The sequence below is a fragment of the Streptomyces sp. NPDC048659 genome (assembly GCF_040650575.1).
GTDB lineage: Bacteria > Actinomycetota > Actinomycetes > Streptomycetales > Streptomycetaceae > Streptomyces.
In genome coordinates this window covers 72667-85615 of the sequence record NZ_JBEZHM010000041.1, presented here as the reverse complement: position 1 = coordinate 85615, position 12949 = coordinate 72667, and the positions used below count along the sequence as shown (strand labels likewise).

General features: G+C 73.5%; 13 protein-coding genes. 6 read left to right on the top strand and 7 right to left on the bottom strand.

The features are described 5' to 3' along the window. Positions 1–319 precede the first annotated feature (319 nt). Positions 320–1267, bottom strand: a complete 948-nt coding sequence (locus tag AB0C99_RS27320; protein ID WP_362480214.1) for a M48 family metalloprotease — start codon at positions 1265–1267, stop codon at positions 320–322. Between the two features lie 31 nt (positions 1268–1298). Beyond that, positions 1299–1673 carry a BlaI/MecI/CopY family transcriptional regulator gene (locus AB0C99_RS27315; RefSeq protein WP_362480211.1) on the bottom strand — a complete coding sequence of 125 codons (375 nt, stop codon included), beginning with the start codon at positions 1671–1673 and terminating at the stop codon, positions 1299–1301. 152 nt (positions 1674–1825) lie between these two features. Here AB0C99_RS27315 and AB0C99_RS27310 point away from each other — a divergent pair, with 152 nt between their 5' ends. From AB0C99_RS27310 to AB0C99_RS27300, 3 genes are all read left to right on the top strand, one after another. After that, on the top strand, positions 1826–2497 hold the full coding sequence (locus AB0C99_RS27310; RefSeq protein ID WP_362480209.1) for a DedA family protein: 672 nt from the start codon (positions 1826–1828) through the stop codon (positions 2495–2497). 41 nt (positions 2498–2538) lie between these two features. Then, entirely contained in the window at positions 2539–3138 is a 600-nt protein-coding gene (locus AB0C99_RS27305; RefSeq protein ID WP_362480232.1) for a phosphatase PAP2 family protein, read from the top strand. Between the two features lie 187 nt (positions 3139–3325). Further along, on the top strand, positions 3326–3592 hold the full coding sequence (locus tag AB0C99_RS27300; protein WP_362480206.1) for a GlsB/YeaQ/YmgE family stress response membrane protein: 267 nt from the start codon (positions 3326–3328) through the stop codon (positions 3590–3592). Positions 3593–3642: 50 nt separating this feature from the next. On the opposite strand, the gene AB0C99_RS27295 is transcribed toward AB0C99_RS27300, so the two are convergent. Together AB0C99_RS27295 and AB0C99_RS27290 are read right to left on the bottom strand one after the other, a co-directional pair. After that, on the bottom strand, positions 3643–5013 hold the full coding sequence (locus AB0C99_RS27295; RefSeq protein ID WP_362480204.1) for an SLC13 family permease: 1371 nt from the start codon (positions 5011–5013) through the stop codon (positions 3643–3645). Positions 5014–5256: 243 nt separating this feature from the next. Further along, a complete protein-coding gene (locus tag AB0C99_RS27290; protein WP_362480201.1) occupies positions 5257–6012 on the bottom strand; it encodes an IclR family transcriptional regulator in 756 nt (251 codons plus the stop codon). A gap of 98 nt (positions 6013–6110) precedes the next feature. Here AB0C99_RS27290 and AB0C99_RS27285 point away from each other — a divergent pair, with 98 nt between their 5' ends. Beyond that, the gene (locus AB0C99_RS27285) at positions 6111–7277 is read left to right on the top strand and encodes an aminotransferase class V-fold PLP-dependent enzyme (protein ID WP_362480198.1); all 1167 of its coding nucleotides are present in this window, start codon (positions 6111–6113) and stop codon (positions 7275–7277) included. Between the two features lie 161 nt (positions 7278–7438). Beyond that, positions 7439–10429, top strand: coding sequence for an FAD-linked oxidase C-terminal domain-containing protein (locus tag AB0C99_RS27280; protein ID WP_362480195.1), 2991 nt, complete (start codon positions 7439–7441; stop codon positions 10427–10429). 31 nt (positions 10430–10460) lie between these two features. Here the strand turns inward: AB0C99_RS27280 and AB0C99_RS27275 are convergent, their stop codons facing one another. The 3 genes from AB0C99_RS27275 to AB0C99_RS27265 all read right to left on the bottom strand — a co-directional run bounded on the left by AB0C99_RS27275 (position 10461) and on the right by AB0C99_RS27265 (position 12517). Beyond that, the gene (locus tag AB0C99_RS27275) at positions 10461–10688 is read right to left on the bottom strand and encodes a (4Fe-4S)-binding protein (RefSeq protein ID WP_362480192.1); all 228 of its coding nucleotides are present in this window, start codon (positions 10686–10688) and stop codon (positions 10461–10463) included. A gap of 87 nt (positions 10689–10775) precedes the next feature. After that, complete coding sequence (locus AB0C99_RS27270) at positions 10776–11447, bottom strand: CE1759 family FMN reductase (RefSeq protein WP_362480189.1); 672 nt, start codon at positions 11445–11447, stop codon at positions 10776–10778. Positions 11448–11596: 149 nt separating this feature from the next. After that, complete coding sequence (locus AB0C99_RS27265; protein WP_362480229.1) at positions 11597–12517, bottom strand: NAD(P)-binding domain-containing protein; 921 nt, start codon at positions 12515–12517, stop codon at positions 11597–11599. Positions 12518–12563: 46 nt separating this feature from the next. Between AB0C99_RS27265 and AB0C99_RS27260 the strand changes: the two genes are divergently transcribed. Next, complete coding sequence (locus AB0C99_RS27260; protein WP_362480186.1) at positions 12564–12914, top strand: helix-turn-helix domain-containing protein; 351 nt, start codon at positions 12564–12566, stop codon at positions 12912–12914. Positions 12915–12949 lie beyond the last annotated feature (35 nt).

Here is a 12949-nt window from a genome sequence, read left to right as displayed (position 1 = left end):
CCCGGCCGGGAAGTCCTTCTTCGACACCTCGCACGAGTCGTCCTTCGCGATCACCTGGACCGCGCCGTCCTCCGACTTGCCGTCGCTCTTCTGCGCGCAGCCCGCCAGCGTCACGACGGCGACCACCGCTGTTCCGGCGGCGACGAGCAGGGGACGGGGCAGGGACGGCATGACGGCCTCGTTTCGCGGGAGCGGGCGTGAGCGGCCCGGGCGTGCACTCCCGAACAGCTCGGGAGTCTACATAAATGTAGTCGCTCAGGAAAGGCTGCCCTAAGCCAGCTCCGCAAGGTGCCATCCGCGCGGTCCACACGCCCGTCCGTCACTCGAAGGGAGATTCCCCCTGCGCGGTCTCCACCCCCCGGTGCAGCCAGACCGCCCCGGCGGAGGCGGAGGCGCCCGCCGCCGAGCAGAGCAGGATCATCGCCAGCAGGGCGGGCGCGATCCGGCGCGTGGGGGCCTGGGCCAGGAGGGCCTTGACCCGGGCGGGGACGGGGCCGGTGGTGCCGCCCGCCGCGAGGACCGGGAGCTCCGGGCCCGGCGGACGGGCGGTCGCCGCGAGGGCGGCGCGGCCGACGGCCCGGGCGGCCAGGCGGCGGTCTCCGCAGGCCCGGGCGGCGGCCTCGTCGGCGGCTCGTTCCGCCGCGAAGGAGACGTGCGGGACGACGGCGGCCAGGGCCGGGTGGCACCAGCCGGCGAGGGCGGCCAGGCCGAGGAACAGATGGTGGCGGGCGGCCAGATGCGCCCGCTCGTGCCCGAGGAGCGCTTCGCGCTCGTGGGCGTCGAGGGCGCGGAGCATCCCCGCCGTGACGACGATCCGCCCCGCGCCACGGGGCCCGCCGGGCAGGGCGAAGGCGTCCGGGCGGTCGTCGTCGAGCACGCACATCCCCCCGGCCTCGGGAATCCCCGCCACCTGGCGGCGGGCCGTGCGCAGCCGCCCCGCCTCCGCGAGGCTCCCGCGCGCGGCGGCCAGCACGGCGGCGCCGAGGGCCGACGCCGCCACGGCGGACGCCCCCAGGACGAAGAGGGGCGGCCCGGCCTGGAGCGGCCGGAGCAGGTGCGCGAGGGCGGCGACACCGGGAAGCCGGAGCACGAGGGGGAGCAGCAGGACGCCGAGGCAGGCGACGACGGCCGCGGCGAGTACGGCCGAGGCGCCCGTGACCGCCACGAGGGCGATGCACGGATGCACACGCGCCACGGTCCGGCGCGCCAGGGGCGGCAGGGCCCAGGGCAGGAGGAGGGGGAAGAGAAGGAGAAGGAGGCCGGTCATGTGCCGTCCTCCTGCGGGAGTGGAAGGGCGGTCATGGGCGGTCTTCCCGCAGGAGGCGGCGGAGTTCGGCCTCGTCGTCGGCGTTGAGCCCTTCGACGAAGCGGGCCAGGACCAGGCCCCGGTCGTCGCCGCCCTGGTCGAGCGCGCGGTGCATGCGGCGGGCGGTCAGGCCGTTGGAGTCCTCCACCGCGTAGTAGAGGAAGCCCCGGCCGCCCGGGCGGCGTCCGATCACGCCCTTGTCGTGGAGCCTGGCCAGCAGGGTGGCGACGGTGGTGCGGGCCAGGTCCTGGGATATCGACGCCCTGACCTGGGCCGCCGTCTGGGGCGCCCCGGCCGCCCAGAGAGCCGCGAGGACGCTGGCCTCCAGCTCGCCGGCGGGCCTGCGTTCGCCTTCGGAGACCGACATGGAACCCCTTCCCTCCCCATTGCGTCTACAGTGCAGTAGACCGACTACTGTTCTGTAGACAGGATAGGCGGTGACCGCCGACGCGTGCCCGCCTGACACCGGGCCGCCCGCTCGGCCACGCCCGTCCCCGCCCACCAGAAGGGGCTTCGCCCATGTCCCCCGCGCTGACCGCCGCGTCACCGGCGCACCTCGCCGTGAACGTCCTCGACGCCCAGTCGCTGCTCACCGCCTTCGGCACCCTCGGCATCGCCGCCGTCCTCTTCGCCGAGACGGGCCTGCTCATCGGTTTCTTCCTGCCGGGCGACTCACTGCTGTTCACCGCGGGCCTGCTCAGTGCCGGGGCGGCCACCCGGCCCGGCCATCTGTCGCTCCCCTGGGTGCTGGTGGCCGCCGTCGTCGGGGCACTGGCCGGGGCGCAGACGGGTTACGTCCTCGGCCGGAAGGCGGGCCCCGCGTTCCTGGCCCGTTCGAAGTCGCGGAAGATCGCCGAGGGCGCCGAACGCGCCGGGGAGATCCTGCGGCGGTACGGCTACGCCAAGGCGATCGTGCTGGCCCGCTTCCTGCCGGTCGTGCGGACCGTCCTGAACCCGCTCGCCGGGGTCCTCGGCGTCCCGGCCCGCACCTTCGCCCTCTGGCAGGTGCTCGGCGGACTGCTGTGGACCGTCGGGCTGGTCCTCGCCGGGTACGCGCTCGGCGCCTCGGTCCCGAACGTCGACCGCTATCTCCTTCCGATCATCGCCGTGATCGTCGCCGTCTCCCTGATCCCCGTCGCGCTGGAGCTCACCCGCTCCCGGCGGGCGCGCCGCGCCGGCGGGAACGCCTGATGGCCGGGACGGCCGGCGTGACGGGCCCTCCCGCGCACGCCATGGGCGTCGACGGCTCGGGCATCGACGGTGCGGCCTACCTGGATGTCGTCCACACGGCGCAGGACGCCCCGGCGTGGCTCGACCGGCTCATCGGCGCCTACTCCACCTACGGCCTCGCCCTCTTCGGCGCCCTCATGGTGGCCGCCTGGTGGCGGGCGCGCGGCCAGGGCCCGGAGCGGGCCGTCCGGGCTCTGGCCGTACCCCTGGTCACCGTCGCCGCGTTCGGGGTCAGCAGTCTGCTGAAGCAGGTCCTGCGGGAGGCCCGGCCCTGTCAGTCGCTGCACGTCACTGTCCTGGAGACCTGTCCCGCCGCGGGCGACTGGTCCTTCCCCAGCAACCACGCCACCCTCGCCGCCGCGGCGGCCGTCGCCCTGCTGTTCGTCTCGCGCCGCCTGGGCGCGGTGGCCGTGGTGGCGGCGGTCCTGATGGGCGCCGCCCGGGTGTGGGTCGGCGCGCACTACCCCCACGACGCCGCCGCCGGGCTCCTCGTCGGCGCCGCGGTGGCCCTCCTCGCCGCCTGGACCGTACGACACGTCCCGGCCGCCCTCCCCGAGCGGCTGGCCCGGGGCCCGCTGCGCCCCCTGCTCGCCGGGCGCTGAACCGGGGCGGGCCGCCCACCCGTCAGGATGCGGGGGCGGGCGGTCGCCGGAAAGCGGCCTCGGTCCAGGTGTGAAGTCGCTCCGAGCGGATAGGCGTAGGTGACCGGTCGTCCGCGGGGAGCGACCGGCGGACGGTCCTGGCGGAAGTCCCGTCAGGACACCACACCTACAGTGAAGGACGCATACCGTGGGCATCATCGCCTGGATTCTGATCGGCCTGATCGCGGGCGCCATCGCCAAGGCCCTCACGCCCGGCAAGGACCCGGGCGGCTGCCTCGTCACGATGCTGATCGGCATCGTCGGCGGGCTGCTCGGCGGCTGGCTCGGCAAGGTGGTCTTCGGCGTCCACTCCATCAACGGCTTCTTCCACCTCTCGACCTGGATCGCCGCGATCGCCGGCTCGGTGATCGTGCTCCTGCTCTACCGCCTGTTCACCGGGCAGCGTTCGCGCTGACCGGGCCGGGGCCCGGCCGGGCCCCGGCGGCGGGACCGGCCGGGCTCCGCTCAGAGCCAGCCGGGCACCACGAAGAGCGCCCAGGTGACCGGTGGGGCGATCACCGCCATGCTCATCCCCCAGGCCATCAGGCGCTTGAAGACGGCATCGCGCTGGTCCTCCGGCGCGTTGGCCGTGACCAGCGCGCCGCTGGTGGAGATGGGCGAGGAGTCCACCACCGAGGAGGAGATGGCGAGGGCCGTCACCATGCCCACCGCGCCGACCTCCCCGGCGAGCAGGAAGGGCACCGCCAGCGGGATGAGCGCCCCGAGGATGCCGGTGGTCGACGCGAAGGCGGAGACCACCGCGCCGATGGCGCAGATCAGCAGGGCCCCGAGCAGCGGTGCCCCGATCCCGGCGACGCCGTTGCCGAGCCATTCGATGGTGCCGATGCGCTCCATCATGCTGACGAAGGTGACGATCCCGCAGACGAGCAGGACGGTCGACCAGGCGCAGCGGTCCACCGCGCCCTTGGCGGACTCGGGGGACAGCAGCGACAGGACGACCGTCACCGTCAGCGCGAGCAGTCCCACGTTGAGGTCGAAGACGAGGGCTCCCACGACCAGGCTGAGCAGCCCCAGCAGGGTGAGCAGGCGGACCCGGTTCAGGGTGAGGGCGGCGGGGTCCGGGTCGGGGGCGGCGGCCGGGGCGGCCTCCGGGGGCGCGGGCCGCAGGGCCGTGGCGGTGCCCGAGGGGCCCGGTGTCCCGTGCCGGGGACGCGGTGCCCGCCCTCCTCCCCCGGTCGCGCCGTCGGGGGTGTCGTCGTCCGCTCGGCGCCCGAGCAGGGACCGTCCGCCGAAGAGCAGGAAGACCACCCCGCACAGCAGCGCGTTGAAGACGAAGGAACCGGCGAAGAGCAGGGTGGGGTTGCCCGGCAGGCCGTTGCGCTCGACCACTCCGTTGGTGATGGAGCCGAAGATGCTGACCGGGGAGAACCCGCCCGCGCTGGCGCCGTTGATGACGAACAGTCCGAGCAGTACGGGGTTGATACGGTACCGGGCCGCGAAGCCCATGGCGATCGGGGCGATGATCGCCACGGCGGCGGGCACGACCGCTCCCACCGCGGTGAGGGCGGCGGTGACCAGGAACATCATCCAGGGGAGCAGGGCGATGCGGCCGCGCACCGCCCTCGTGGAGGCGTGCACCAGCCAGTCGATCGTGCCGTTGTTCTTGGCGATGGCGAACAGGAAGGTGACCCCCACGAGGACGACGAAGAGGTCCCCGGGGAAGCCGCCGAAGATCTCGTCCGTGGTCTCGTGGACGAACAGGGTGCCGACGATGAACGTGGCCACGATGGCCAGCGCCCCCATGTGCACCGAGGTGAAGGTGGCGATGGTGAACACCAAGGCCAACGCGACGATGGAGATGACATGATCTGACACGAGGCTTCCTCGCCTTCGGTCGAGGGTCATGAAGCGGGCGCACCGGCTCCGCCCAGCGCACCGGGAACGGGCTGGGCGGAGTCAAGGGGTGCCGCGGGCCGGCGGTGGCGCCGGTGACCTGATACCGACGGATGAATTCCGTCATGCGGAACTCCTGTTCCGCAGTGAGGAGTATGGAAGCCTCGTCAAACCGGGTGCGTCAAGGGGTCGCGCGGGAACTCCCCCGCGGCCGTCCCGGGGCGGTCAGGGTCCGGTGGACCTCCCGAGGAGCGTCCCGACCCGGTCGGCCGCCTCCCGCACCGCGGCCCCGAGCGCCACCCGCGAGGTCTCGGTCATCCGGCTGCTCGGCACGTTCACGCTGATGCTGGCCACCGGGGTCGTACCGTCCGGGCCGATCACCGCCGAGGCCACCGCGGACACGTCGTCGCGCCACTCGCCGGAGTTGGTGGCGTAGCCCCGCGCGCGGATCTCCGCGAGCTCGACGCGCAGCCGGTCGGGGTCGGTGATCGAGGAGTCGGTGAAGCGGGCGAGCCCGTCCGCGATGTACCGCTCGACCGCCTCGGCGGGGCTCGCCGCCAGCACCGCCTTGCCGTTGGCCGAGGCGTGGGCGGGGAGGTTCTGGCCCAGCGGCAGGACGATCCGGACCGGCCGGCTGGTCTCCAGCCGCTCGATCAGCACGATCCGGCCGCCCTCCGGCACCGCCAGGTGGACCGTCTCGTCGGTGCGTCTGCGCAGCTCCTCCATGACCGGGACCGCGACGTCCCGCAGTCCGAGCTCACCCGTGGCGCTCCGGCCGACGAGGAGCGCCTTGGTGGTCACCGCCCAGCGGGTGGGCGTGCCGGGCGCCTGCCGGATCCAGCCCGCGGTGTGCAGGGTGACCAGGGTGCGCTGCACGGAGCTCTTGGGCAGCTCCAGGGCGCGCGCCAGCTCGGCGACGCCGATCGGCTGCCGCGCCGCGACCTCCTCCAGGGTGCGCAGGGCGTTGAGGACGTTCTGCATCCATTGACTCCCTCGTCCGCGGATCCCTATGCTCCGCCATGCCACATCACGGTACGGCGTGCCGTCTCACGGCACAAGGCTTTCGGAGGGGTTTTCCCATGACGCTTCGCACCGGCCGCCACTTCCTCCAGATCCCCGGTCCCACCAACGTCCCCGACCAGGTCCTGCGCGCCATGGCGGCGCCGACCATCGACCACCGGGGGCCCGAGTTCGCGGAACTCGGCCTGCGGGTCCTCCAGCGCGTCAAGCCGGTGTTCGGCACCACGAACCCCGTCGTGATCTATCCCGCCTCCGGCACCGGCGCCTGGGAGGCGGCCCTCGTCAACACGCTCAGCCCCGGCGACCGCGTCCTGTGCTTCGAGACCGGGCACTTCGCCACCCTCTGGCAGGAGATGGCCCGTTCCCTCGGCCTGGAGGTGGACTTCGTGCCGGGAGACTGGCGGCACGGCGCCGACCCCGCCGAACTGGCCCGGCGCCTCGAAGCCGACACCGCCCACACCCTCAAGGCGGTCTGCGTCGTCCACAACGAGACCTCGACGGGCGTCACCAGCCGGATCGCCGAGCTGCGCCGGGCCCTCGACGAGTCGGGCCACCCGGCCCTGCTCCTCGTCGACACCATCTCCTCCCTCGGCTCCCTCGACTACCGGCACGACGAGTGGGGCGTCGACGTGACGGTGGCGGGGTCCCAGAAGGGGCTCATGCTGCCGCCCGGCCTCAGCTTCAACGCCGTCAGCGACAAGGCCCTCGCCGCCGCGCGGACGGCCCGGCTGCCCAAGTCGTTCTGGGACTGGGCGCCGGTCATCGACGCCAACCGGCACGGCTACTTCCCGTACACCCCCGCCACCAACCTGCTGTACGGGCTCGCCGAGGCACTCGACATGCTCGACGCGGAGGGCCTCCCGACGGTGTACGCCCGGCACGCCCGGCACGCGGCGGCGACCCGGGCGGCGGTGCGGGGCTGGGGCCTGGAGGTGCTCTGCGCCGACGAGCGCGAGCACTCCGGCTCCCTCACCGCCGTGCTGATGCCCGAGGGCCACGACGCGGACAAGGTCCGCAAGGTGATCCTGGAACGCTTCGACATGTCGCTCGGCGCGGGCCTGGGGAAGCTCTCCGGGAAGGTCTTCCGCATCGGGCACCTGGGCCACTTCAACGACCTGACCCTCGCCGGAACCCTCGCCGGGGTCCAGATGGGCCTGGAACTGGCCGGGGCGCCGGCCGATCCCGCCGGACTGGGCGCCGCCCTGGACGTGTTGCGCGCTCCCTGACCGGGGCGCCCGCGCCGCCCTCGAAGCCACGCCCGTACCCGTGCCCCTGCCCCTGCCCCTGCCCGTAACCCTTCCCGTACCGCCGCCCGTCGGGGACAGCCCTCGCCCCGGCGGGGAGCGGCGCCCCCTTCCGCATCCCCTCCACCTCTGGAGCCGCACCCATGACACCGCCCCGCGGAGAGACCCGGACGACACCGCCCCAGACCCGAACCCCGGCCCCGACCCCCGACGCGAGCCCCGACGACCGGGAGCTCCAGCGGCGGCTGAGCCGGGATCTCGAAGGCGAGGTCGCCTTCGACGACTACACCCGTCACCTCTTCTCCCGCGACGCCAGCATGTACGCCATCACCCCGCGCGGGGTCGTCTTCCCCCGGCACGCCGACGACGTGCGCGCCACCGTGGCGGCGGCGATCGAGCACGGCGTGCCGGTGCTGGGCCGGGGCGCGGGCACCAGCCTCGCCGGGCAGACCGTCGGCCCCGGTCTCGTGCTCGACTTCTCCCGCCACATGAACCGCGTCCTCGAACTGGACCCCGAGGCGCGCACCGCCCTGGTCGAACCGGGCGTCGTCCAGGACCAGTTGAACCGGGCCGCCGCCCCGCACGGCCTGATGTTCGGCCCCGACACCTCCACCAGCAACCGCGCCACCATCGGCGGGATGATCGGCAACAACTCGGCCGGCAGCGGCTCGCTGCGCCACGGCATGACCATCGACCACGTCCGCGCCCTCGACGTCGTCCTCTCCGACGCCAGCACCGCCCGGTTCGAGCCGGTGGACGAGGAGGAGCGCCGGCGGCGGGCCGCGCTGCCCACGCTGGAGGGCCGTCTCTACCGGGAGCTGCCGCCCCTCGTCGCCGCGAACGCCTCGGCCATCGCCGAGGGCTTCCCCGCGTTCTGGCGCCGGGCCTGCGGCTACCGGCTCGACCGGCTCGCCCGGACCGACGTCCCGTTCGACCTGGCGAAGTTCGTCGTCGGCTCCGAGGGCACCCTCGCCCTCGCCACCCGGGCCCTGGTCGACCTCGTGCCCAAGCCGACCCGCACGGTCATCGCGGTGGGCCACTTCACGTCCGTGGTGGCCGCCATCGAGGCCACCGAGTCGGCGCTGGCCTGCCATCCGTCCGCCGTGGAGCTGATGGACCGCACGATCCTGGACCTCTCCCGGCAGAAGATCGAGTACGCCTCCCTCGGCACCCTCCTCCAGGGCGACCCGGACGCCCTCCTCTTCGTCAGCTTCACCGGCGACGACGAGACCGAACTCCTCGACCAGCTGAACCAGCTCACCACCTCGTGGAAGCGGTACGGGCACGGCTACCACACCCTGCGCGCCGTCACCCCGCAGCAGCAGTCGGCCCTGCTGAAGGTGCGCAAGTCCAGCCTGGGCCTGCTGATGGCGGCGGGCGAGGGGACCCGCCGGCCGCTGGCCTTCGTGGAGGACACCGCCGTCGACCCGGTGCACCTCGCCGAGTACACCCGGCGCTTCAAGGGCATCCTCGACGAGCACGGCCTGTCGGCGGGCTTCTACGGGCACTGCTCCGTCGGCTGCCTCCACATCCGGCCCTTCGTGGACCTCACCGAACCCGGCCAGGTCGCCACCATGCGGAAGGTCGCCGAACGCGTCAAGGATCTCGTCACCGAGTACGGGGGCGTCAACTCCAGCGAGCACGGCGACGGGCTGGCCCGCAGCGAGTTCAACCGGGAGATCTTCGGCGCGGAGCTCTACGAGGCGATGCGCGCCGTCAAGGGCCTCTTCGACCCGGACGACCGGCTGAACCCGGGGAAGATCGTGGACGCCCCGGCCATGACCGACAACCTCCGCGACCCGGCTCTGCCCCCTGCGCCCGAACTGCGCACCCGGCTCTCCTTCGACGTCGTCGGCGGGATGCGGGGCGCCGCCGACCGCTGCATGAACATCGGGCTCTGCCGCAAGGGCGACACGGGCGCCATGTGCCCCTCGTACATGGCCACCCGCAACGAGCAGGACTCCACCCGGGGCCGCGCCAACGCCCTCGTCAAGGCCCTGTCGGAGCCGGACCCCAAGCAGGCCCTCGGGGACGAGCGGCTCCACGAGGTCCTGGACCTGTGCCTGATGTGCAAGGCGTGCAAGAGCGAGTGCCCGCTCGGCGTGGACATGGCCGCGCTGAAGGCCGAGGCACTCTCCCACCACCACGACGTGCACGGCGTCCCGCTGCGCTCCCGGCTCTTCGGCTCCATCCGCCTCCTCAACCGGCTGGGCTCCGCCGCCGCGCCGCTCTCCAACCTCCCGGGCCGCGTCGGGTTCCTGCGCCGCCTGATGCAACGCGCCCTGGGCATCACGGCCGCCCGGCCGCTGCCCCGCTTCGAGCGCCGCAACCTGGTCCGCTGGTTCCGGGGCCGGCCCGCCGCGACCGGGACGGCCGCGCCCCAGGGCGTGGTCACGTATCTGGCCGACTCCTTCACCACGTACACCGAACCGAGCATCGGCCGCGCCGCCGTGGAGCTCCTGGAACGGGCGGGCTGGGACGTGCGCCTGGAGAGCGGCGGGTGCTGCGGACGCTCCAGCCTCTCCAAGGGGCTCCTCGACGACGCCAACGACAAGGCGTTCAAACTCGCCCACCTCCTCGCGGAGACGACCCCGCCGGGCTCCCCCATCGTCGGCTGCGAACCGTCCTGCCTGATGACCCTCAAGGACGAGCACCGCGCGCTGCTCCCCGGCGACAAGGCCGTGGCGGACGTCTCCGGCCGCGTGCGGCAGGTGGAGGAGCTCCTGGTCGAGGCCATCGACGCGGGCCGTGTCACGCTCAGCGCCACGTCGTGGCCGGCCGGCCGCCGCCTCCTGTACCACGGTCACTGCCACCAGAAGGCGGAGGTGGGCACGGCGGCCACGGTCGCGCTGCTGAACCGGATCCCTGGTGTCGAGGTGGTCGAGCTGGACGCGGGCTGCTGCGGGATGGCGGGCTCGTTCGGCTTCGAGGCGGAGCACTACGAGTTGTCGATGACCGTGGGCGCGGACCGGCTCTTCCCGGCGGTCCGCGCCGAGCCGGCCGAGACGGTGATCGTGGCGACGGGAGTCTCCTGCCGCCAGCAGATCTTCCACGGCACCGAGCGCGACGCCTGGCACCCGGTGCAGCTGATCAGGGAGGCGCTGGCCGAGCCCGGGGAGGCCGGGGAGGGGTGAGGGCTGCCCGACCGGCCGCTGTCCGGCCCGGTCAGGCCCGTGTGGTTCCCTCGGCCGTGTAGGTCAGGGCGCCCGAGGGGCAGCGGCGGACGACCTCGGCGACTACCTCGGCCGGGGCGGCGTCGGGGGTGATCCACGGTCGGCGGGTGATGTCGAAGACCTCGGGCAGGCCCTGCACGCAGCGAGCCGCGTGACGGCAGCGCTCGGCGTCGAAGTGCACCGCGATTCCCTTGCCCGTGTATGTCTTCGGGTGGCTCATTCTCTCGGTCCGTTTCCGTGGTCGGTCTTGGTCGGTCGGTCTTTGGCCGGTCTTTGGCCGGTCTTTGGCCGGTCGGTCGGTGGTCGGTCAGTGGTGGGTGTGCGTCGGCTCGTCGCCGCGCAGGGCGGCGAGTTGGCGCTCGAAGGGGACGAGGTCGGACTCGGTGAGGTGCGTGTCGTCCGCCGCGGCGCCGGGTTCGGGCATGAAGCCGTCCATGCGCGAGGTGACCATCAGGGCGGCGAGCTGGTTCGTTGCCCGGTGGGTCCGTGCGGCGAGCTCCTCGCCGGTGTCGCCGTCGGCGGCCCGGTCCGCGGGGGTGGCGTAGACCCCCGTGGGCACGGTGTGGGCGCCCAGCCGGGCCAGGAGGGGGCGCAGCGCGCTCTCCAGGACGAGGGCGTGCCGCGGGTCGGCGCCGGTGGCGGCCGGCAGGGTGGGCTTGTCGGCGAGCGCGTCCGCCTCCAGGAGGTCGAAGAACGACTTGAACAGCCCGCTGTAGGAGGCGTGGAGCGTGGGGGTGACGACGATGAGGCCGTCGGCCCCGCGCACGGTGTCGAGGTGCGTTCGGAGAGCGGGGGCGGCCTGGCCCGTGAGCGAGGCGTCGCCGATGTCGTGCGCGACGTCACGCAGCTCGATCGTGACGACGTCCAGCGCCTCGCCCCGACGGGCCACCCGGGAGCGGGTGGAGACGGCCAGGCGGTCGGCCAGCGAGCGGGCCTCGGGTGTCGCGCCCGGTTCCCCGTTGACCACGACGAGCCTCATGGCGATGCCTCCTGAGTGAGATGCGTGCGCGCGGGATGCGCGGCGGCTGACACCCCCAAGGTAGTTGAGGCTTTAACTACCCGGGAGGGTCCTTGGTCCGCTCCGGGGCGGGCCACTCGTCACGAACGTCGCCCGCCGCCTCGGGGACGTCACTCACCGCTCAGCAGCCCCACGACGCCCGCCAGCCCCTCGGCGCCGTGGCCCTGGGCGACCCTGCGGCGCATCAGCTCCATATAGGGGACGAGGAGCCGGGGATCGACGGACTGGTCCCGCGCCGTGGTCAGGAGCGTGTCGTCGGCCGCCGCCATCATGGCGAGGCTGGAGGCGACTCCCTGGGTGTAGTCGCCGCTCTCCAGCTGGGCGGCGATGCCGTGGGCGGCCCCGGACATGGCGCCGAGCCATTCCGCGAGCAGCGCGGCGAACCCGCTCCGGTCGAGATCCTTCTCGGGGGCCACCAACGCGAAGGCGTGGGTCATGCCCGCGAACATGCCGGTCATCGCGCTGAGCAGGGCGATGTCGTGCAGCGCCGCGTGGCCGGGGTCCTCACCGACGAACCTCGTTCCGGCGGGAGCCGCCAGGGTCTCGCGGTGACGTTCGAACAGCGCGCGGTCCCCGCTGTAGAGGACGTAGCCGCCGGTCTCCGGCCGGCCGATCATCGGGGGCACGGCCATGATGCCCCCGCTGAGGGCGCGGGCCCCGCGCTCCTCGGCCCAGCGGGCGCGCTCCCGGGACTGGGCGGGGGTGCTCGTGGTCAGGTTCACCACCTCCTTGCCCCGCAGATCGGCGCCGTCCAGCGTCTCGCCCACGGAAGCGTCGTCGAGCAGGCAGAGCACGACGGGGCCGGCCGCCGAGGCGACCGCCTCGGCCGGGGTGGCCGCCGCCCGGGCGCCCTCGCGTACCAGCGGTTCGGCCCTTTCCGGAGTGCGGTTCCATACGGTCAGCGGGTGGCCCGCGGCCAGCCAGGCACGGGCGAGCGCGGTGCCCATGTTGCCAAGGCCGAGCAGCGTGACGGGGGTCTTGGAATTGCTGTGTTCGTCCATGCCGATCAGGCTCGTCCACGCCAGGACCATGATCAAGTACGCACTCTTTCGTGGGTGGTTACCTTAAGGTGAGCGGATGACTCGGCGGGACACCTATGTGTGCGGCATCGACGCCGCGATCGACGTGGTCGGCGGCAAGTGGAAGGTGCTCATCCTGTGGGCGCTGGACGGCGGGCCCCGCCGGTTCGGCGAGCTGAAGCGCGGCATCCCTGGTGTCACCGAGAAGGTCCTCGCCTCGCACCTGCGGGAGCTGGAGGGCGATCGCGTGATCTCCCGGGAGGAGGCGCTCGAAGGGGCGGTACGCCGGGTCACCTACGCCCTCACCCCGCTCGGCGTCTCCCTGAACGAGGCCCTGGGCCCGCTGGGCGCCTGGGGCCGGAAGCACCTCATCGGCGAGGAGGGCGGCGCGCACCACGAAGCTCCCTGACCGCGCTCACATCGGGCGGCCATGTGTGCGTACGC

What these genes read in the sequence shown, in the direction of transcription:
- AB0C99_RS27320 (WP_362480214.1), bottom strand. Translation starts at nt 1,267, where the DNA reads ATGACCGGCCTCCTTCTCCTTCTCTTCCCCCTCCTCCTGCCCTGGGCC.
- AB0C99_RS27315 (WP_362480211.1), bottom strand. Translation starts at nt 1,673, where the DNA reads ATGTCGGTCTCCGAAGGCGAACGCAGGCCCGCCGGCGAGCTGGAGGCC.
- AB0C99_RS27310 (WP_362480209.1), top strand. Translation starts at nt 1,826, where the DNA reads ATGTCCCCCGCGCTGACCGCCGCGTCACCGGCGCACCTCGCCGTGAAC.
- AB0C99_RS27305 (WP_362480232.1), top strand. Translation starts at nt 2,539, where the DNA reads ATGGGCGTCGACGGCTCGGGCATCGACGGTGCGGCCTACCTGGATGTC.
- AB0C99_RS27290 (WP_362480201.1), bottom strand. Translation starts at nt 6,012, where the DNA reads ATGCAGAACGTCCTCAACGCCCTGCGCACCCTGGAGGAGGTCGCGGCG.
- AB0C99_RS27285 (WP_362480198.1), top strand. Translation starts at nt 6,111, where the DNA reads ATGACGCTTCGCACCGGCCGCCACTTCCTCCAGATCCCCGGTCCCACC.
- AB0C99_RS27280 (WP_362480195.1), top strand. Translation starts at nt 7,439, where the DNA reads ATGACACCGCCCCGCGGAGAGACCCGGACGACACCGCCCCAGACCCGA.
- AB0C99_RS27275 (WP_362480192.1), bottom strand. Translation starts at nt 10,688, where the DNA reads ATGAGCCACCCGAAGACATACACGGGCAAGGGAATCGCGGTGCACTTC.
- AB0C99_RS27270 (WP_362480189.1), bottom strand. Translation starts at nt 11,447, where the DNA reads ATGAGGCTCGTCGTGGTCAACGGGGAACCGGGCGCGACACCCGAGGCC.
- AB0C99_RS27265 (WP_362480229.1), bottom strand. Translation starts at nt 12,517, where the DNA reads ATGGTCCTGGCGTGGACGAGCCTGATCGGCATGGACGAACACAGCAAT.
- AB0C99_RS27260 (WP_362480186.1), top strand. Translation starts at nt 12,564, where the DNA reads ATGACTCGGCGGGACACCTATGTGTGCGGCATCGACGCCGCGATCGAC.